At 53.2% G+C, this 19,664-nt stretch carries 23 protein-coding genes; 1 reads left to right on the top strand and 22 read right to left on the bottom strand.

What is annotated here, in order from left to right:
• Positions 1 to 56: 56 nt before the first annotated feature.
• From GCU45_RS05110 to mtrB, 7 genes are all read right to left on the bottom strand, one after another.
• Entirely contained in the window at positions 57 to 1,031 is a 975-nt protein-coding gene (locus tag GCU45_RS05110) for a polyprenyl synthetase family protein (RefSeq protein ID WP_089548051.1), read from the bottom strand.
• Positions 1,032 to 1,211: 180 nt separating this feature from the next.
• Positions 1,212 to 1,865 carry a UbiX family flavin prenyltransferase gene (locus GCU45_RS05115; protein ID WP_089548052.1) on the bottom strand — a complete coding sequence of 218 codons (654 nt, stop codon included), beginning with the start codon at positions 1,863 to 1,865 and terminating at the stop codon, positions 1,212 to 1,214.
• The gene (locus GCU45_RS05120; protein ID WP_145131979.1) at positions 1,862 to 2,734 is read right to left on the bottom strand and encodes a UbiA-like polyprenyltransferase; all 873 of its coding nucleotides are present in this window, start codon (positions 2,732 to 2,734) and stop codon (positions 1,862 to 1,864) included. The genes GCU45_RS05115 and GCU45_RS05120 overlap by 4 nt, the downstream gene beginning before the upstream one ends.
• Positions 2,727 to 3,461 (bottom strand): demethylmenaquinone methyltransferase, encoded by a 735-nt coding sequence (locus GCU45_RS05125; RefSeq protein ID WP_076170190.1) that lies wholly within the window; start codon positions 3,459 to 3,461, stop codon positions 2,727 to 2,729. Before GCU45_RS05125 ends, GCU45_RS05120 begins: the two co-directional genes overlap by 8 nt.
• An 8-nt stretch (positions 3,462 to 3,469) precedes the next feature.
• On the bottom strand, positions 3,470 to 4,351 hold the full coding sequence (locus GCU45_RS05130; RefSeq protein ID WP_152398296.1) for a heptaprenyl diphosphate synthase component 1: 882 nt from the start codon (positions 4,349 to 4,351) through the stop codon (positions 3,470 to 3,472).
• A gap of 124 nt (positions 4,352 to 4,475) precedes the next feature.
• Entirely contained in the window at positions 4,476 to 5,027 is a 552-nt protein-coding gene (locus tag GCU45_RS05135; protein ID WP_152398297.1) for a hypothetical protein, read from the bottom strand.
• A 185-nt stretch (positions 5,028 to 5,212) separates the two neighbouring features.
• Positions 5,213 to 5,446: a trp RNA-binding attenuation protein MtrB gene (gene mtrB / locus GCU45_RS05140; protein ID WP_076170091.1), complete on the bottom strand. Its 234-nt coding sequence runs from the start codon at positions 5,444 to 5,446 to the stop codon at positions 5,213 to 5,215.
• A 104-nt stretch (positions 5,447 to 5,550) separates the two neighbouring features.
• Between mtrB and GCU45_RS33705 the strand changes: the two genes are divergently transcribed.
• Positions 5,551 to 5,727, top strand: a complete 177-nt coding sequence (locus GCU45_RS33705) for a hypothetical protein (RefSeq protein ID WP_167527085.1) — start codon at positions 5,551 to 5,553, stop codon at positions 5,725 to 5,727.
• A gap of 45 nt (positions 5,728 to 5,772) precedes the next feature.
• Here GCU45_RS33705 and GCU45_RS05145 read toward each other — a convergent pair whose 3' ends face one another.
• The 15 genes from GCU45_RS05145 to rpsA form a co-directional block, all read right to left on the bottom strand.
• Complete coding sequence (locus GCU45_RS05145) at positions 5,773 to 6,045, bottom strand: HU family DNA-binding protein (protein ID WP_094596254.1); 273 nt, start codon at positions 6,043 to 6,045, stop codon at positions 5,773 to 5,775.
• A 170-nt stretch (positions 6,046 to 6,215) separates the two neighbouring features.
• Positions 6,216 to 7,202: an ABC transporter permease gene (locus GCU45_RS05150; RefSeq protein ID WP_089548056.1), complete on the bottom strand. Its 987-nt coding sequence runs from the start codon at positions 7,200 to 7,202 to the stop codon at positions 6,216 to 6,218.
• Positions 7,192 to 8,688, bottom strand: coding sequence for a sugar ABC transporter ATP-binding protein (locus GCU45_RS05155; RefSeq protein ID WP_152402807.1), 1,497 nt, complete (start codon positions 8,686 to 8,688; stop codon positions 7,192 to 7,194). The genes GCU45_RS05150 and GCU45_RS05155 overlap by 11 nt, the downstream gene beginning before the upstream one ends.
• A gap of 216 nt (positions 8,689 to 8,904) precedes the next feature.
• On the bottom strand, positions 8,905 to 9,981 hold the full coding sequence (locus GCU45_RS05160; protein ID WP_152398298.1) for a sugar ABC transporter substrate-binding protein: 1,077 nt from the start codon (positions 9,979 to 9,981) through the stop codon (positions 8,905 to 8,907).
• A gap of 285 nt (positions 9,982 to 10,266) precedes the next feature.
• A complete protein-coding gene (gene spoIVA / locus GCU45_RS05165) occupies positions 10,267 to 11,745 on the bottom strand; it encodes a stage IV sporulation protein A (RefSeq protein ID WP_152398299.1) in 1,479 nt (492 codons plus the stop codon).
• 471 nt (positions 11,746 to 12,216) lie between these two features.
• On the bottom strand, positions 12,217 to 12,978 hold the full coding sequence (locus GCU45_RS05170) for a DUF3939 domain-containing protein (RefSeq protein WP_244364442.1): 762 nt from the start codon (positions 12,976 to 12,978) through the stop codon (positions 12,217 to 12,219).
• A 78-nt stretch (positions 12,979 to 13,056) separates the two neighbouring features.
• The gene (locus tag GCU45_RS05175; RefSeq protein WP_089548058.1) at positions 13,057 to 13,416 is read right to left on the bottom strand and encodes a 2Fe-2S iron-sulfur cluster-binding protein; all 360 of its coding nucleotides are present in this window, start codon (positions 13,414 to 13,416) and stop codon (positions 13,057 to 13,059) included.
• Positions 13,413 to 14,054: a nucleotidyltransferase family protein gene (locus GCU45_RS05180; RefSeq protein ID WP_208837101.1), complete on the bottom strand. Its 642-nt coding sequence runs from the start codon at positions 14,052 to 14,054 to the stop codon at positions 13,413 to 13,415. The genes GCU45_RS05175 and GCU45_RS05180 overlap by 4 nt, the downstream gene beginning before the upstream one ends.
• 27 nt (positions 14,055 to 14,081) lie before the next feature.
• Positions 14,082 to 14,384 carry a 2Fe-2S iron-sulfur cluster-binding protein gene (locus tag GCU45_RS05185; protein WP_089548059.1) on the bottom strand — a complete coding sequence of 101 codons (303 nt, stop codon included), beginning with the start codon at positions 14,382 to 14,384 and terminating at the stop codon, positions 14,082 to 14,084.
• Between the two features lie 23 nt (positions 14,385 to 14,407).
• Complete coding sequence (locus GCU45_RS05190; protein ID WP_076170084.1) at positions 14,408 to 14,587, bottom strand: DUF2768 family protein; 180 nt, start codon at positions 14,585 to 14,587, stop codon at positions 14,408 to 14,410.
• A 224-nt stretch (positions 14,588 to 14,811) separates the two neighbouring features.
• A complete protein-coding gene (locus GCU45_RS05195; protein WP_076170083.1) occupies positions 14,812 to 15,087 on the bottom strand; it encodes a stage VI sporulation protein F in 276 nt (91 codons plus the stop codon).
• Between the two features lie 70 nt (positions 15,088 to 15,157).
• Positions 15,158 to 16,198 (bottom strand): NAD(P)H-dependent glycerol-3-phosphate dehydrogenase, encoded by a 1,041-nt coding sequence (locus GCU45_RS05200; protein WP_152398300.1) that lies wholly within the window; start codon positions 16,196 to 16,198, stop codon positions 15,158 to 15,160.
• On the bottom strand, positions 16,188 to 16,811 hold the full coding sequence (gene plsY, locus GCU45_RS05205) for a glycerol-3-phosphate 1-O-acyltransferase PlsY (RefSeq protein ID WP_145947618.1): 624 nt from the start codon (positions 16,809 to 16,811) through the stop codon (positions 16,188 to 16,190). Before plsY ends, GCU45_RS05200 begins: the two co-directional genes overlap by 11 nt.
• 11 nt (positions 16,812 to 16,822) lie before the next feature.
• Positions 16,823 to 18,145 (bottom strand): ribosome biogenesis GTPase Der, encoded by a 1,323-nt coding sequence (gene der, locus GCU45_RS05210; RefSeq protein ID WP_105444674.1) that lies wholly within the window; start codon positions 18,143 to 18,145, stop codon positions 16,823 to 16,825.
• 253 nt (positions 18,146 to 18,398) lie between these two features.
• On the bottom strand, positions 18,399 to 19,628 hold the full coding sequence (rpsA, locus tag GCU45_RS05215) for a 30S ribosomal protein S1 (RefSeq protein ID WP_105444673.1): 1,230 nt from the start codon (positions 19,626 to 19,628) through the stop codon (positions 18,399 to 18,401).
• Positions 19,629 to 19,664 lie beyond the last annotated feature (36 nt).

Genomic DNA, 19,664 nt, shown 5'->3' on the forward strand with positions numbered 1-19,664 from the left:
ATGTTGTACATAGTTATGATTTGTATTGTAAACAGAAAGTCGGATCAGCGGAAGTATCAATACGAACGTTTGGTCACAAAATGGGCGATATCGCGCAAATTTTTCTTCGTCCGCTGGTTCGGAAGCCGGTCGAGCGCCTCGAGCGCCTTGTTGATATAGCGGGTAGCCAGCTCCTCCGCCCGGGCAATTCCCGTGCTGGATTTGATGAGCGAAACCGCTGCGGAAACGTCGCATTCCCCGTTCTGTTCCCGGATGACGGCGATCTCCTTCAGCAGCGGTTCCCGAACCGCCTCGTCCTCCAGGGCATACAGCACAGGCAGTGTAATGTTGCCCTGCCGGATATCGCTTCCAGGCGGTTTGCCGATTTGTTTCTCCGTTCCGCACAGATCCAGGAGATCGTCCTGAATCTGGAATGCCATCCCTACGTTGTAGCCGTAGCGGTAGAGCAGGTTGCCTACCTTCGGCTCCGCGTCAGCCGCTACCGCTCCCAGCTGGCAGCTGATCGCGATCAGAAGGGCGGTTTTGCGCCGGATACGGAGAAGGTAACGACGGATGCTCTGTTCCGTATTGAAGAAGTCCCGGATTTGCTCCATTTCCCCGATGGACATCTCGACCATCGCTTTGGAGAGGATTTGATGAATCTTCGGGTTCTCCAGCTTGGTGGCCAGCAGCAGCGCCCGGGCGTATATATAGTCCCCCGTATACATCGCGATTTTATTATCCCACTTGGACTTGACGGTCAATTGACCGCGGCGCGTCTCGGCGTCGTCAATAACGTCGTCGTGCACCAAGGAAGCCATGTGGATCAGCTCCAGGGGAACGGCCACATGCTTCAGCTTATCCAGGTCATAGCTGCCGAACTTGCCGCCCATCAGCACAAACACCGGGCGCAGCCGCTTGCCGCCTGCCTTCAGCAGGTGCATGGACGTCTCGTTCAGCAGCTCGTGATCGCCCTCAATGCTGCGAAAGAGCTCTTGTTCGATTTGATTCATATCTTTTTTCAGTAAGCCGAATATGTCTAATCTCTTCATTCCTTCACCCGTATCAGCGTAATGTTACTCCGCATTTCCCTGTCCGTTCATGTTCAAATCATCGGCTTGAGCATGGCCCGCATAGCAGAAACAAAGAGCACTGGCGTTCTTCCATTCATTTTCATCTTATTTAAATCATAGCATACAATTCGTGCTGCTCGAATGGGTTTGGAGGACTGTCTATTCTTTGGTACCGGACTCTGCAGCTTTGGCCTGTCCGGCCAGCCCGCCGTCCCAACGCCTGAACAGCTCATGCTCGATCCGCATCATATCAAGCACCTTCCCCACCTGGAAGTCGATCAAATCCTCGATCGTCCGGGGATGGAAGTAAAAAGCCGGCATCGCCGGAATCATCTTCACCCCGAGCCTGGCGAGCTTCAGCATATTTTCCAGGTGAATGGCATGCAGCGGCGTCTCTCGGGGCACCAGAATCAGCGGCCTTCCTTCTTTCAGCATGACGTCGGCAGCACGGGTCATCAAATTGTCGGACGATCCGTTAGCTACAGCGGACAGTGTCCCCATCGAGCACGGCGCAATCACCATGCCCTCCACCTGATAGGAGCCGCTGGCAATCGTTGCTCCGATATCCGCCACCGGATGGTAATAGACGCTGCCCGGATGTCCGCCGAATTTCTCGCTTAGCACAAGCTCCCTTTGAGCTGTTTTCCAACCGAGCTCCTCGCCAAGCACCCGCCAGCCTGCATTCGAGACGACGATGTGTACGTCATAGCCCTGCTTCAGCAGAACCTCCGTTAACCGAACCCCATACACCGAACCGCTGGCGCCGGTAATCCCGACGACCCAGCTTCTTCTCTTGTTCTCCGTCTGCGTCACAAGTACTGCACCACCAAATCAATTAGGGTGAATACGAATACGAGAATGCTGAGGACGCTGTTCATCGTAAAGAAGGCGACCTGCAGCTTGCTCATGTCATTCGGGGACAAAATAAAATGCTCGTAGAAGAGAATAATATAGGCGATCAGCATCCCGGCAAAATACCACCAGCTCAGCTCGGTCGTAAAGAACAGGATAACGAATCCGATCGCGGTAATGAAATGAAAATACCGTGCGATGAGCAGCGACTTGCGGACGCCGAAGCGCGCCGGAATGGAATACAAGCCTTCCTTCCGGTCAAAATCGATATCCTGGATCGCATAAATGATATCAAAGCCGGCAGTCCAGAAGGCAACCGAGAAATACAGGACGATGGACGGCCAGTCGATTTCGTTGGTCACGGCCACCCAGCCGCCGAGCGGGGCAAGCGCGATCGTTAAGCCGAGCACGATATGGCACAGCCAGGTAAACCGTTTCGTGTAGGAATAAAAGACGAGAAAAAACACGGCGATCGGAAGCAGTTTGAGCGCCAGCGGAGACAGCTCATAGGCCGCCCACAGCAGAAGCAGGAAGCAAACGACCGTAAAAAGGATCACTTCCGCGCTTTTCAGCAGCCCTGCCGGTATGGCCCGGTTCGCCGTCCGCGGATTTTTCTTGTCGATCACCTGGTCGATCATCCGGTTCAAGCCGAAGGCCGCGCTCCTGGCTCCGAACATGGCTAACAGGACCCAGCCGATCTGGGCCCATGATGGAAGGTGACCGTTGACGACGACCGATCCGAGGATCGCGCCCATAAACGCAAAAGGTAACGCAAATAATGTGTGCTCAATTTTGATCATTTCTAGAAAAATGCCGATTTTCTTAAACATGCCGATTCTCCTTGATCCCAATATGTAATGCTGCGACGCCGCCAGTTAGGGGATAGGCTTCGACATTCTGAAGACCGATGCTGCGGAATATGCTTGCCAGTTCCTCTCTTCCCGGGAAAAGAGCCAACGATTCCGGCAGCCATTTGTACTGCTCATATCTTTTGGCCAACACCTTTCCGAGTCCAGGCAGTATATACTTGAAATAAGAATAATAAATTCCTTTGAAAGGCTGCCACGTCGGCTTGGACACCTCAAGGCAAACAACCATGCCTCCAGGCTTGACTACCCTCTGCATTTCTTTCAGCACCTGCACCAGGTCAGGCACGTTCCGCAGACCAAAGCCGATGGTGGCGTAGTCAAAACGGTTATCCTCAAACGGCAAATTCATGGCATCCCCCTGAACCAGCGTAATCTGATCCTCGAGGTGTCTCGCCTTGATTTTGTCCATGCCGACCTTCAGCATGTTCGGGCTGAAATCGAGGCCGACCATCTGCCCCGTTCCGCTGGCCTCCGCCATGCTCAACGTCCAGTCGCAAGTCCCGCAGCACAGGTCAACCGCCGTATCTCCGGGTTTCATCGCCATTTTCTTCATCGTGAACTTCCGCCAGGCCTTGTGCCTGCGAAAGCTTATAATATCGTTCATCACATCGTACTTCGGTGCAATGCTCTCAAAAACGGATTGGACATGTGAATATTTATTTTCCGTCTTCGTGTCCCGTTCACTCATGCTGGTATTCATCCTCTCGCCAATCCCTCCCCTACTGCGGATCCCGGTGTGTTAAGCTGACGAAGGAACGGGTCAAGCACCTGTCCGATCTCCCGGAACATTCCGTCTCCCTTAACCATTTTCAGGATGGACTGCACGCTGTTCACCGCCTGCTGCAGCTTATCCGCCAAATGTTCTCCGGCCTTGTACTTAAGCAGCATCTTCTTCCAGTCTTTCGGCTCAACCCGGTTTTCCTTCAAGGCCAGCTTGTCTTCATCCGAGGCCACATCCAGAATGTGCCAGAACGAATAGCTGTACAAGAACGGATCCGAGCCTGAGCTCAGATGCATTTCACGAACGACCGTTTCGCATTCGCTGAAGCCGCGGAGAAGCGATTTCCACAGTTCTTTTAACGAGTCATCTAGAAAAGGCGTAAAAGAAAGAAACAGCTGCATATTCAGCTGTACTCGTTGCCGTAAGTATTCCTCCGCTGACAGGAGAAGGCTTTTCATTTTGCCGTACAGATTCATTTTCAAAATATTCACATCACAAATGGCCGCGCTCAGCGTCGATACAGCCTCGATTTGCCCCTTCTGGGACAGAAGCTGATAGAACCGGCTGCTGAAATAGTCTCCCGCGAGCACTTTAAGCTGACGGGAACGCATTTCTCCCTCGTTCTGTTTGCCCTGGATGGTGTCGATCGTTTCATGCGTGTCAATACCCATCTGAACGAGCGACGTGACAAGCGCCAGCAGCTCCGTATGCACGGAAGGCTTGCGGCTTCCCTGGTTCAGAAAAATATATAGAAGATGAACACGGGCATCCGGATAGGGCGGCAGCTCCGTATGGGTTTGGATCATGTCGTAATCGACATATTTCTTTGCTAGTTGGGGTATGCGGTACGGTTTCATCGTCAGCCTCCGAGCCTATAACTTTCTCACTTCTATGTCGTCTGTTGCGAGCAAGAACTTTTGTTCACAATCTTTTTTATTATAGCACAACTTGTCAGACCACGCACAGTATGCTTACTTCTTTTTACCCGTTTTCCTGCGGATCGAACCGGTCTCTCCACAGTTTCGTTTCGGTGAGGTGGAATCGGGCTTTGATGTCGTCCGCAAGCGGGCCTTCTCCCGCTTCGCCAAGCGCCTGTTTCAGCTCCGGACTCCACTCCGTCCGCCGGACATCCGCAGCAAGCAGCAGATGCCTTGTGCCGAGCCATTTGTCTTCTGCGACGAGCCGAAGGAGAATCTGGTCGACATTGGAAGTACCGTCAAAGCTAAATGAGAGAATCTCGGCAATATTCGAATAGATTTCTGACACGGACACCTCCGGTGTGGCCACTTTCAGGTCGACCGTCAGCACGCGGGATTCCCACTCCACCTTGCGGATCGGCAGCGTCAGGGGAAGGCTGTCCAGCGCATCCACGATATTCGCATTGTCGAGCGTCCAGCCCGATTGGGGATGAAACGCGGCCAAAGCCCGATTTTCCCGGGCAAATGTGTGCTCCGCATGATAAAGCGCAGGCAGGATGAGGACCGAGCCCAGCGTAACGGCTAGCACCAGGCCAGGAATGAGAAATCGTTTCAAGTACAGCCCTCCCATCGTCATAGTATCCCTTAGTTTCGTCCGGACACGTGCTGTCCATACCTCATTCTACAACGAAAAAAAGCAGGCTATGCCTGCGTTTGTACAGATTGCGCTTAAGGTAAGTTGCCATTCCCTGACCAGCAGCTAATTTGCATTGAAGAGCTGTTTTTTTGAGCTCCTTGCTATTAGCTGTCGCTTTCGAGACTTCCGTGTTTCGTCCACACTTCGGCTTTGCCGCGAATTTTAATGGCGGAGGTATGGTCCGTAAACTGGGCGATCAGCACTTCGCCTTTGTCCAGCTTCTCCGTGTGATGAAACCGGGTATCCTGCCCTCGGGTCAGTCCAATGACCTGCACCCCTTGATCCTTCGCCTTGATCACGATAAAATCGCTATTCCCCGTATTCCCTTTATTTTCCATGAGTGTATCCTCCTTTCTTCAGCGAGCCTTACACACAGCGTATCATTATTTTAAAATCCTGTGGCTATACTACCCAATGTAATAAAGTCCAAGGAGTTGAGAACATGCAATATGAACCGGCGCCCCTGCGGGAAGGGCAAATTTCCAAGCTTCGCGAATACGAGCAGCAGCTGAGCCAGCTGACGGGTTCTCCCGTCATCCTGATCGCCTATTCGGAAAAGGACGACAACGGCAATCCTCTCGAAGGAGACGTCAGCCCTACAGAAAAGAAAAGGCCGTGAACGAGCGTCACGGTCCTCTTCTTGCGTATGGAATATGTAGAAATCTTATTTAATTCCGTCTTTGAGCGCTTTACCAGGCTTGAATGCCGGAATTTTGCTCGAAGGGATTTCGATTTCTTCACCGGTTTGCGGGTTGCGGCCTTTACGTGCGGAACGCTCGCGCACTTCAAAGTTACCAAATCCAACGAGTTGGACTTTGTCCCCGCTTTGCAGAGCCTGTGCGATGGATTCGAATACAGCGTCAACCGCTTTCGTCGCATCCTTCTTGGACAGTTCTGTCGTTTCAGCTACTTGGGAAATCAGTTCGGACTTGTTCACTATCATTTCACCTCCCAAAATAATAAATCGATGTTATCAATCTTTCCGTTTTGCCGTAAAATATACGTTCATCTGTGAGATTTACAGATAGAATCGCCATATAGACCGTATTCAGCCGCAGGCGCGGAACAAACTTATAGTAATACAGCAACCGCAGAATTTCAAGAGTTTTACGTTCGCGAGCGGTTTAAAACGTAAAAAGTGACGGCGAGAGCGAGAACAAGAACGATCCCTTTGACGATATCATGTGTAAAATACTGCAAATTCATCATGGTCAGTCCGTTGACCAGCACCCCGATCAATACCGACCCGATAAACGTGCCGATCACGTTGGGCTTGCCGGCGCCGAAGACCGAAAAACCGACGAACACGGCCGCCACGGATTCCATCAAGAGCGGCGATCCCGCGTCGATTTGACCGGATCCGACCCGGGAGGCGTAAATAATCCCGCCGATCGCGGCGAACACGCCGGAAGCGACGTACGCCAGCGTACGCACCCTTTTCACCTTGATCCCGGACAGTCGCGCCGCTTCCTCATTACCGCCCGTGACGTACATTTGACGGCCGTATTTGGTCCGCGTCAGAAAAATATGCACAAGCGCCACAGCGATAATGAGGAGGACGGCCGAAATCGGAATGCCGAACCATTTGCCCTGTCCAAGCTGCAGAAAGGCGGCGCTCATCTCGCCGGGGGCTTTGGTGCCGTCCGGGAATTCCATATGGTTGTAAATCGTATAACCCGCAGCATACGTTTTGTGAATCCCGCCGACGATGTACATCACTGCAAGGGTCGCCAGAAGATCCGGAATCCGCAGCTTGACGATCAGGAATGCGTTAACGAGCCCGATGATGGCACCCAGGATGAGCGGCACGATGATGACGACCCACAGCGGCTGCTCGTACCATATCATCAGCGACGCGGCGCCTACGGTGGTCAGCGACACGGTTGAGCCTACCGACAGGTCAAAGCCGTCCACGACCAGCGACAAGGTCACCCCAATCGCCACAAAGGTCACGATCGTGATCGAGCCCAGAATGTCGGTCAGGTTCCCGTACGTGAAGAAATAAGGCAGTCTGAACGAAAAAAATGCAATAACCCCGATGATAACGACAACCGCCCCGTAGCGGAACGCCAAGTTTAACAGTTTATCCTTCATGGTCTTCCTCCAAGCCTCCGCTCGCATAATATAGGAGCTGGGCTTGCGTCGCTTCTCCCCGAGCAAATACTTTGCTGATGGTTCCGCCGCTCATGACGGCGATCCGGTCGCCGATTCCCAGTCCTTCTGCCAATTCGCAGGTAAAATACAAAATGCCCTTGCCGGCATCCGCCAAATCTCCAATGATGCGGAATATATCGCTTTTCGCGCCGATATCGACCCCTTTGGTCGGTTCGTCAAATATAAAAACTTCCGCCCCGCTGTCCAGCCATTTGCCGATCGCCAGCTTCTGCTGGTTGCCGCCGCTCAGAAACTTCACCAGCTGGCTGCCGGAGGCGGCCTTGACCCCGAGGGCACCGATCATTTTGGCGGATAAAGCCTTCTCCTTCTTCCGCGAGATGAACCCCAGCCTGCTGACTTGGTTCAGCACCGGTATGGACAGGTTCAAATCCACCGATTCGTGGATAAAGATCCCCTCTTTCCGGCGCTCCTCCGGGATGGAGACGATTCCCGCGGATACCGCGTCCGCCGGTTGCTTAAGCGACAGCTTCTTCCCTTTCAGATAGATGCTGCCTTCGTCCGGCTGATCCGCACCGCTCAGGATCCGGGCCAGTTCGGTTTTACCGGCGCCCACCAGGCCGACTACAGCTACAATTTCACCGCGGCGGACCTCAAGATCCGCGCCCCGCACCTTGTGTCCGCGCTTGACGCCTTCGGCCTGAAGGAGCACGTCCCCGATTACGGTATCCTTTTTCGGAAACTCTTCTTCAAACGTTTTGCCGAGCATGTGCCCGATAATGCCATCCCCGGTGATCTCCTGTGTCCGGCCGGTGTAAACCTTCCTTCCGTCACGCATCACGGTCACCATATCGCTGTGCTCCAGCACTTCCGGCAGGCGGTGTGTAATAAAGATGCACGCCACACCGGCGTCCTTCAGCGAGTGCATCATCCGGAAAAAAGCCTCGCATTCGCTGTCGCTCAGCGGAGCGGTCGGTTCGTCGAATATAATCACCTTGGCGTCCTGTGACAAAATGCGGGCCAGCAGGACAATCTGTTTTTGAGCAAGCGACAGCTCGTACACCTTTTTATGAATGTCTATACTGTCATCCAGCCTGGACAAAATCGCCTTGACCTGTTTGTCCATAGACCTGTAATTGACCCACATGCTTCCCTGGCCCGAAGACAAGGCGTCCAGCATGACGTTTTCGGCGACGCTCAGCTGCGGGACGAGGGCCGAATCGACCTCCTGATACACGCAGTGAATGCCGTGCTGCTTGGCCGCGGCCGGAGAGGTGATGTGCAGCTCCGTGCCGTCAGCCGCAATGCGTCCGCTGTCCGGCTGATAAGCGCCCGACAGAATCTTCATCAACGTGCTCTTCCCGGCGCCGTTGGCACCGAGCAGCGCATGAATCTGGCCGCCGTGAACCGTAAAATCCACCGCATGCAGCGCAGGAACGCCGCCAAATTGTTTGCCGATTCCGCTCATTTCCAGCTGAAATGATGATGCCACACGGCATTCCTCCTTCAAAAAGTAACCCCACAAAGTGGAGTACAGCTTCCGATGTTGTTCAAGTACTTTGCGGGGAGCCCCGAAATAACAAGCCACACAAAGTGGAGTGCTGCTTAGCCCCTATTCCTGAAAAAGGGCAGCGCCTCAGCACCACCCCAAGACTTGCATTTGCCGGTTTGACCGGATCTTTTGTTACTTGCTGTACTCGTTCATCCAGTCCTGAAGCCCTTGCTTGCTGGCACCCCAGCCGTCTACGTATTGGGACAGCTCGGTGGTGGAAATTTGCTCCTTAGGAAGAGCTTCGCGGGATACGTACACCGGATTCAGAACGACCTTGTCCTCGGTTTGATCCCCGTGCAGCTTCTGGTAGCCATAGCGGACCTGGATGCGTCCGATATCCTTTGGATCGACAGCGGCGGAAGCGACCCACGGGTTGCTAGGATCCTGGATCATTTGCAGGTCCTCGTCACTCATATCGATACCGTACACCTTGATTTCATCGCGTCCGGCCTGCTGGATGGCGCGCGCCGCCCCTTTGGCGAACTCGTCCCAAGCAGCCCATACGGCCGAAATCTGGCCCTTCGGATACTGCTTCAGAATTGCTTCCATCTGGGTCTGCGTGTCCAGTGCCGGGTTATTCGCGGTGCCGAACGTGGCGATTTCCTTAATATCCGGATTCTCTTTCATAAATTTCGCGTAAGAGGTTTGGCGCCGTTCCATCGGTGCGAATCCTGCCACCCATACTTTGACGATGTTGCCCTTGCCCCCGATGTCCTCCTTCATCTGCTGCAGCGTCAGGTCGGCCATCTTCTGGTCGTCCTGAGAGAGCACGGTTGCGCCGGGAACGTTCACGTCAGCGTCGAAGACGACGACAGGGATCTTCTGCTCCACTGCTTTGCGGAGGCCCGGTTCGAGGAGCGAATCGCCGTGGTCGGTCAGAATCAAGTCAAAATGCTGCGTGATGGCCGAATCCAGCAGAGACGCCATTTTTGCTTTATCGTTGGCTGCCACGAACTTCGTCAGCTTTCCGCCGAATTTCTCCACTTCCTCGGTTACCCCTTGAACGTATTGCTGGGAAAACGTCCCTGTGTTAAACTCCATAATAAGCGCAACTCGTTTGCCTGCCAGAGGCTTGTCCGCGTTTGCACCGGATGCACTCCCCGAGTCCGCTGCCGGCGGCGCATTATGACCGCAGGCGCTCATCACCATCGACAGTACCAGCAGAACGGATGCCAACACGAAACCCCTTTTTTTACCTCTTAAACGCATTTCTCTCTTCCCCCTTAAAAGCTTCACTATGTTAAAATGTTATACACTAATATAAAGCCTATATCCAAGTATGTAAATAGGTTTTCAAGAGTTTGTATAAATACTTTCTTTTTTTCATAAAAAACCTGTAAAAACTGTTCCATTACCGTTCTCTTAGCAGCAATTTCCTTATTTTAATGTATAAAATAGGAATATCTTCAGCAGGTATCCATTTCTGCATTCAAGCACAAAAAAAACCGCAAGCAAGCGGGCGCCTGCCTACGGCTTTTACTTAACGACGATGGGTTACAAAATAATCGCGATCAATCCGCCAGAACCTTCATTGATAATGCGTCCGAGCGTCTCCTGCAGTTTATATCTCGCATTATCCGGCATCATGGCGATCTTGCCTTGAATGCCTTCCCGTACGATAGAGTGCAGCGATCTGCCGAAAATGTCTGAATCCCAGATCTTGATCGGATCGTTTTCGAAGTCCTGGATGAGATAGCGCACGAGTTCCTCGGACTGTTTCTCCGTGCCGATGATCGGCGAGAATTCCGACTCGACATCGACGCGGATCATATGGATCGAAGGCGCTGTCGCCTTCAAGCGTACCCCGAAACGGGATCCTTGGCGAATCAGCTCCGGCTCATCGAGCGACATTTCGGCCAGCGAAGGAGCGGCGATGCCGTAACCGGTCGTCTTGACCATCTCCAGCGCCTCGGCGAACCGGTCATACTCCCGCTTGGCATGCGAGAATTCCTGCATCAGCTGCAGCAGGTGGTCCTTGCCGCGGATTTCCACACCGACCACTTCCATCAGGATTTGATCGTACAGTTCATCCGGAGCGAACAGGTCGATCTCGGCTACCCCTTGGCCCATATTCATGCCGCTGAGCGCCGCGCGGTTGATGAAGTCGTAGTCCATGAACTGGGTGACCACCCGGTCCACGTCGCGCAAACGGCGGATATCCTTGACCGTATCGCGTACGGAATTTTCATAGTTGCTGCGCAGCCAGTGCTTCTCGTTCAGCACCATAACCCAGCTAGGCAGGTTGACGTTGACTTCGTGCACCGGGAATTCGTACAGCACTTCGCGCAGGACGCCGGTGACGTCATCCTCCGTCATTGTCGCCGCACTGAGCGCCATGACCGGAATGTCGTATTTCTCGGCGAGCTCATTGCGCAGCTGCAGCGTTTCTTCACTCCGCGGCTTCGTGGAGTTGATGACCAGCACAAACGGCTTGCCGACTTCCTTCAGCTCGGCGATGACGCGTTCTTCGGCTTCCACATAGGAGTGGCGCGGAATTTCGGCAATCGTGCCGTCCGTGGTCACCACGACGCCCAGCGTGGAGTGCTCCTGAATCACTTTCCGCGTCCCGATTTCGGCTGCCTCCTGGAACGGGATCGGCTCCTCGAACCATGGCGTTGATATCATGCGCGGACCGTTTTCATCCTCATAGCCTTTGGCGCCTTCCACCGCGTAGCCTACGCAGTCCACAAGGCGGACGTTCACTTCCAGACCTTCGGTGACCTTCAGCTGCACCGCATTGTTCGGTACAAACTTCGGCTCGGTGGTCATAATCGTCTTCCCGGCAGCGCTCTGCGGGAGCTCATCGACTGCTCTGGCGCGGTCTGCTTCGCTTGCAATGTTCGGCAGTACAATTGTTTCCATAAACCGTTTAATAAATGTTGACTTTCCTGTGCGGACGGCGCCGACGACACCCAGGTAAATGTCCCCGCCAGTTCGTTCGGCAATGTCTTTAAAAATGTCCACTTTTTCCAAAAGAGATCCCCTCCTCATTTACTCCGAAGGAAAAATGCTTTAAGAGCATCCGCTTCGTGTTCCATCTGGAGCCTCGAGCCATTGCAACGGATTGGAGCCTTACAATGTCGTCAGTAGTCCGCCGCCGGTAGTCAGGTAGGATGGGAAACGGCAAAGCGGCGTTACTCCGTAGGCATTTGGACTAGTATCATAGTATGTACCTATTAAAAACAATATGACGGGTATTCGGAATAAAATTCATATAATCCCTGCGTCGTTCGCATGCCCCTCGTCATCCCTCTCAGATATATGCCGGGGCAGAAATAAATATGTATATGAAGCATGCAGCACAACATAACTACCTGCGCACAACCGCTCATCCGCTTGTTGATGCTGTTTTGCTAGCGGGAATCCCGAAAAACATAGCAATACGCATAAAAAAAGACCTGCTGTTTCCAGCAGGCCTTTCTCTTCCAATCTGTATGTTCAGCTTCACGCCCCTGTCTCCGATTTGGCGACTGGCGCATCCCCTGACCACTCGTACGGCAGCGACTTCACCGGTACATAATCGGAAGACTTGATGAGGTAATCTCGTAAATCCTCGTCTTTGGAAGGCTTCACGCCTTCCTTGTCAATCAGCTGCATAATATCAAACGCATAATCCGCGTACACCACGCCCTTGGCATCCATGATAAAGCTCATGTCCTGACCCGAATATACGCTCTTCAGCTCAACATTGTTTGTGCCAGCCAGATCCGGGTCAACGACATGGATTCCGGGATAAATTTCTTCGCCGGCCGGCAGCTGCCCATCATGCTTGGACTTATACAAATCGACAGCCCGCTGCACGTCGTTGACCTTTTGCACCGTGACGAGATCCATGACCTTAACGGTCGGGTCGGTCTCTTCGTTCTGGACCAGGAAGTATGCGCTTCCGCCTTTCTCAAAGGCGGTTGTTGGGATATCGTCCAAGTAGCCCCGTTTTTGGAGCTGGTCCAGGTCGATGCGGAACTTCTCAAAGCGCGGCGTCGTTTCATCCGCATTGATGATCGGCAGGATCCCCTGATCCTTTTGAAAATCGTCCATCGCGGACTGGATGCGCTTCACGCTTTCACGGTAGGATACCCTCGTCTCACCGCTCTTCTGATCCGGATACATGCAGGCTGTGGCGGTCATGATCAACAGCAGCACCATGACAGCCGTCGCCGCCTTCCGGGCTCCCTTCATCATCTTGTTGGTCAAAGCCGATGTCATCAACAAATATCACCCTTTGCATATAGTAAAGCCGATTGATACATCAAGCAGCCTGTAACGTGTTTGTCCTGCCCGCAGCTACCATAGGTCGTCCTCCCTGTCACGGTTCCTTGCTGCTTCCAGCTGCTTGCGGACCGCCGCCTTCAGTTTGTCTTCCGGGACTGTCACCGTCACCGCCCCGCGCACTCTAGCTTGACAAGACAGCCTGGTGCCGCTGCGGATCAGGGAGCCGAGCTTGCGCTTCTCCGCCTCGGCGGGAGGGGTGAGCTGTCCGGCGCTGGCGGCGTCAACCTGAACTTTGCACATCAAACAGCCCATTTTGCCCCCGCATCGCGTGGGTATGTATACACCTGCATCCCTGGCCGCATGGAGCAGCGATATGCCTTCACGGACGAGAACGCTTTTGCCTGACGGCTGGAACGTAACTTTATGGTTCATTGGCGTTCCCGCCCGGCATGGCCTGAATCCCGCCCATTTACCGCAAATCGTACTAACGACTCGGTATGGAGCAGTTGGGAAATGATCTGAATGTGCTCGGATTGGAACGCATTATCCGTGAGCAGATCCTCTAGGAGGGGTAAATGGGCCTGCAAATCTGCCCGCATGGCAGCGGCAATCGCCGTGTACCGGTCCTCCCGGTTCCGAAGCACATTAAACAGCAGCTCATGGCTGAGCGGCATCAGCGGAACCCGTATTGAGTGTAGTTTCGCATGGACGCCCGCAGGGACTAGCCTCCGGTTAATTTCAACCTTATAATGTGAACCCTCCGCCTGAACTTCGAACCCTCCCACCAGTTCCAGCGTGTACCGGCTCAACTTATAATGGCTTAACACGGACCGGTATTGATCCGTAACGCTCAGGACCGGCTGATCCACCGCCCGCCCTGCGAGGGCATGATGAAGCTCCGATACGGAGGCCGAATCGGCGTAGATGTCAATATCGCGTGGCGGTTTATCCAAATGCACGTCCTGCAGCAAAAGCCCGCAGCTTCCGCCAATTAACCAGCAGGATGAGGTTTGCGACAGCGCATGAGAGGCGTCATGCAGGGCTTGCTGTAATTCGGCTGGGATCTGCACGGCACACACTCCAATCTTCCGGTCCATTTAAAAATACGTTTTGTTTCTGGCTACGATTTTTCCCGCCGTCTTGACCACGGCTTGGCATCCTAGACGATAGCCTTCGTCAAACTCTTCCGGGTCGAGGCGAAGATGTTCCGCTTTCGTCGGTTCCTCCAGGTGCTCCGCCCCCTCGGAAATCAGACAACGGCAGCGGGCACAAGTACCGCGGGTGCAGAGGTGCTGCCAGTCCACTTTGTTGTCCTTCGCATGCTGAAGGATGCTTTTGCCCGGTTCAGGCACGACGGTTTTCTCGATTGTTCTTCCAATTAGCTGTAATGCTGCTTCCATGTTCGTTATCCACCGTTCCTTTGCTACATTAATGCTGCCATGCCGCCCAAAAATCCGACCACCATAATGACAAATGCGACCAAAGAGAGGGCTCCCCGAAGAACCCCCTTTGTTTTGGTTCGGGCGAAGGTAATGAGAAAGACGGATAGCCCCATAATCAAGATGGCGATCAGGGATACCCACATTTTTGTCATTGGATCCATACGCTAAAACTCTCCAATCTGTTCCATCATTAACCGTATTATAACACGAAACTTGTCCGATTTCGCAAAATGCGCCCACAAAGTAAGGCTCGGTCAGCAGTCCCCGTACTTCTTCCTCTCATCAGAACGGCACAGACGATTTGACACATATAAAAAAAGAGCGAAAAGCCCTGCAGCCTCCGGCTCCAAAGACTTCATGCTCTTTTTTCGTCAGACCTATATGATTATTTCTTCATCATCATTTTCATCAACGCTTCCATGTTTTCAGGATTCATCCCGCTTTTCTTCACGGCGCTGATGATATCCTTGATGGTTTCCTCGCTGACGGGAACGTTGGCCATCGCGGATACTTGTTTAATCAGCTGACGGAGCTGGGCCTCGTTTTGCATGGTCGACGGCTTAACCGTGCTGGCCAGTTTTTTGACGGCACTTTCAGAGATGTTTTTGCCCGTTTTCTTATTGATCGCCTTCAGCGCATCCCTAGAAATGTTTTTGCTCAATGTCTTCTCCCCTCCTCCGGCATTCCTCAACCCTAATATATGAGGAAGTGCGGAAAAAGGTGAATAAGCATTAACGGTGCCACTGCTCCCACGTTTCCAGCTTCATCGTCTCCATTTCGGTCTTCGGGTCCCGGCCCATGAGCGCCTCGACGGCAATGCGCGGATTCCGGTTCAAAAAGAGCACGTGGTACAGCTGATCGGCTATCGGCATCTGTACGCCGTACTTTTTCGAGATGTCATGCGCCGCTTGGGTCGTCCGGACACCTTCCACCACCATGCCCATCGAATCCAGCACCTCATTGAGGTTTTTGCCTTGACCGAGCATGGAGCCTGCCCGCCAGTTCCGGCTGTGCCTGCTCGTTGCCGTGGCCACCAGGTCCCCGACGCCCGCGAGGCCGGAGAACGTGAGCGGGTTCGCTCCCATTTCCACGCCGATCCGGGTGATTTCAGCCAAACCTCGCGTCAGCAGCGCCGCTTTTGCGTTGTCCCCGAAGCCAAGTCCATCCGACATGCCCGCGCCGAGGGCAATGATGTTCTTCAGCGCTCCCGCGAGCTCGACCCCGACCATATCCCGGTTGGTGTATACACGGAAGTCGGAATTCATAAACAAGTCCTGCGCGGCGACCGCCTCGCTCTCGGTCAGTGATGCGACCACAACGGTGGTCGGGCACCTCTTGACGACCTCCTCCGCATGGCTTGGACCGGACATGACTACGATTCTTCCCTCTTCGCAGCCCAGCTCTTCAGCGATGACCGTGGACATCCGCTTCAACGTTTCGGTCTCAAAACCTTTCGTCGCATGGATCACGAGCATATCCTTCTGCCAATGAGCGCTTAAGTCCCGCGCCACCTGCCGCATCGCTTTGGATGGGGCAACGATAACTACGGCCTTCGCCCCCGACACCGCTTCCCCCATGTCGCTTGTCGCTTTCAGATTGACCGGCAGCTGAGCGTCCGGCAGATAGCGGTTGTTGGTATGCTGCTCATTGATTTCCTTGACCTGATCCGGATTTCGGCTCCACAGCACCACCTCCGGATGGTTTGCGGCCAGCACGCTGGCCAAAGCCGTTCCCCAGCTGCCCGCGACCAATACAGCCACTTTATTTGACAATCCCTTTACCCCCTTTGGGCCCTCCGGATCCGATCTTATTTTCCCGGCCCTGAAGAATTTTCACAATATTGCTCCGATGTCTCCAGAAGGCAAATATACAAATAATGAGACTGGTCCAAAAAATCGGCCAGGCATAACCCAAAATGAGCAAAAATACAGGCGTAAGCGCCACGAACACCAGCGATCCCAGCGACACGTACCGTGTAACCACGATCAGCAGAATGGCGATAATGCCGGCATACAGTGCTGGCAGAAAGCTCAGTGTCGCCATGACGCCAATGGTCGTCGCGATGCCTTTGCCCCCACGGAAGTGAAAATACACCGGCCAGTTATGCCCAACGATCGCACCGATGCCGCATAATGCGGGAACCCATGCCTCGCCTCCGCCCATCCACACACCGATCCAGACCGCCGCGATTCCTTTGAGGACGTCCAGCGCCAGAACCAGAACGGCCGGTCCCTTCCCCAGTATGCGCAGCGTATTCGTCGCTCCTGCATTACCGCTGCCGTGCTGGCGGATGTCGATCCCTTTCAGCAGCTTGGCAAGGACGACGCTGAAGCTGATGGAGCCGAGCAAGTAACTCAGTATAATGGCGATGATCTGTAGAACCAAGCTATTCTCCCCTAACTTTCATCCGATTTGCGCCGAGTAAAGATGCGTATAGGCGTTCCTTCAAAATCAAAAGCAGACCGGATCTTGTTCTCCAAATAACGCTCGTAAGAGAAGTGCATCAGTTCCGGATCGTTTACGAAAATGACCATCGTCGGCGGCTTGACCGCAACCTGCGTCGCATAGTTGATGCGCAGACGGCGCCCCTTGTCCGTCGGAGGCGGATTAATCGCCACGGCGTCGGATACGACGTCATTCAAGAGATGCGTCTGCACCCGCAGCGAATGCTGCTCGGCGACGTGCTGAACGACCGGCAGAAGCTTGTGCAGCCGCTGCTTCGTTTTGGCGGACAGAAACAGAACCGGCGCATAGGTCATAAACAGGAAGTGATCGCGGATCTTTTTCTCAAACTGGTGCATCGTCTTGTCATCCTTCTCGACGGCGTCCCATTTATTGACGACAAAAAGAGAAGCTTTGCCGGCCTCGTAAGCGTAACCAGCAATATGCTTATCCTGGTCAATGATCCCTTCTTCGCCGTTAATGACGACAAGCACCACATCCGCTCTTTCGATGGCGCGCATCGCCCGCATAACGCTGTACTTCTCGGTCGTTTCGTATACTTTTCCGCGTTTGCGCATACCGGCGGTATCGATCAGCACGTAACGCTGCCCGTCCCGTTCAAACGGAGTGTCAATGGCATCCCGGGTCGTTCCCGCAATATCGCTGACAATGACGCGTTCTTCGCCAAGGATCGCATTCACGAGCGACGATTTGCCGACATTCGGCCGTCCGATCAGTGCAACCCGAATCACGTCCTCATCGTACTCGTCATCCGTCAGGTCTGGCAAAATATCTACAATAGCGTCCAGAAGATCGCCGATCCCGGTTCCGTGACTGCCGGATATCGCGATCGGGTCCCCAAAACCGAGGCTGTAAAACTCGTAAATGTCGTCATTGCGCTGCAAATTGTCCACTTTGTTTACGGCCAGCACGATCGGTTTTCCGGACCGGAAAAGCATCTGGGCTACTTCTTCATCAGATTGGGTTACGCCGCTCTTGGCATCGCACATAAAGACGATGACGTCGGCTTCTTCGATAGCAAGCTCAGCCTGCATACGGATCGATTTCAATATTACATCGTCACCGTCAATTTCAATACCTCCCGTGTCAATGACACTGAAAGGTTTGCCGTTCCATTCGGCAACGCTGTAAATCCGGTCACGCGTCACGCCCGGCTTATCTTCTACAATGGCCAGCCTGTCCCCGACCAAACGGTTAAAAATGGTGGATTTCCCCACATTAGGCCTGCCCACGATTGCCACTACGGGTCTTGCCATAGTCACTCCTCCTGTCAATTCTTACGATAATCATCATAGCAAAAAACGTTTCTTTTGGCTAACCTTTCATAGGAATAGCCGGATGTTAATTGTATTTTTCCTAAGCATACACAGAACCATGCATGGCCGATTCTTTGGCTTTCATGATCGAACATCTCGAACCAATTCGCCCCGAGTCAGTACGCTTGCTTATCTAAAAAAAAATCGGTAAACCCGTGTAAGGGTTCACCGATTTCAATTTTGGAGGCCCAAATCATTTAAATTTGCTGAGTTTGTCTCCAAAACGTTCACCGAGTGTAATGCTGAGGCCTTGGTTGCTGAGCGATACGTTCGGGTTGTCTTTCAGATCATCCTTGTGCGCGCTGCTCTTCGGTGCTCTTTCCGGTCTTGGAGCTGCCGCAGGAGCTTCCTCGGTTTCCTTGATGCTCAGGCTTACGCGCTTTTCAGCCGTGTTGATGTCCAAGATTTTGACTTGAACTTCTTGGCCTTCTTTGAGCACTTCATGCGGTGTGCCGATGTGCTTATGGGAAATTTGCGAAATATGAACAAGTCCTTCGACACCTGGCGCCAGCTCAACGAAAGCACCGAAAGTGACAAGACGCTTCACTTCGCCTGTTACAACGTCGCCGGTATGGAACTTATCGGCTGCGGATTCCCATGGTCCTGGCTGGGCAGCCTTGATGCTCAGGCTGATTTTGCCTTTTTCCGGATCAACTTTGAGCACTTTTACCTTCACTTGGTCGCCTTCGGACACGACATCGGAAGGTTTGTCAACATGATGCCAAGCCATTTCGGACACGTGAACCAGTCCGTCAACGCCGCCCACGTCAACAAAGGCGCCAAATTGAGTCAGACGCTGCACCGTACCTTCGATTTCTTGTCCTTCTTGGAGTTCACCCATCACTTTTAGCTTGTTGGCTTCGAACTCTTCTTCGAGAACGTCTTTTTGCGACAGGATCACTTTGTTGTTCTCACGGTCAAGCTCTTTTACCTTCACGCGCAGCGTGCGGCCTTTATAGTCGCTGAAGTCTTCAACGAAATGACGCTCTACCATGGAAGCCGGGATAAATCCGCGTGCGCCTACGTCTGCGACGAGACCGCCTTTTACCACGTCAGCTACGGTAACTTCGAAAGCGTCCTGAGCTTCGAAGTGCTTCTCCAGCTCATCCCAAGCATTCTCGCTGTCGATCGCGCGCTTGGAAAGAACGAGTCTTTCCTTCTCGTCGTCGATGCTGACAACCTTGCATTCCACTTCCTGACCAACCTGCACCGCTTCGGATGCGTTGTCAAGGTGTACGGAAGACAGTTCACGGACCGGAATGACGCCGTCATATTTATATCCAATGCTTACATAAGCTTGGTTGTCCTCCAGTTTGACGATCGTGCCTTTCACGGTGTCCCCTTTTTTCAAGGATACGAATTGATCCAATTCCTCTTGGTTTACCGCTTCTGCAGTTTCTTGATTTTTCGTTTCTTCCGACATGTCAATACCCTCCTCAATTCAAAAAAACCCATTTAT

It is taken from the genome of Paenibacillus cellulositrophicus (genome assembly GCF_009363095.1).
Lineage (GTDB): Bacteria > Bacillota > Bacilli > Paenibacillales > Paenibacillaceae > Paenibacillus_AQ > Paenibacillus_AQ favisporus.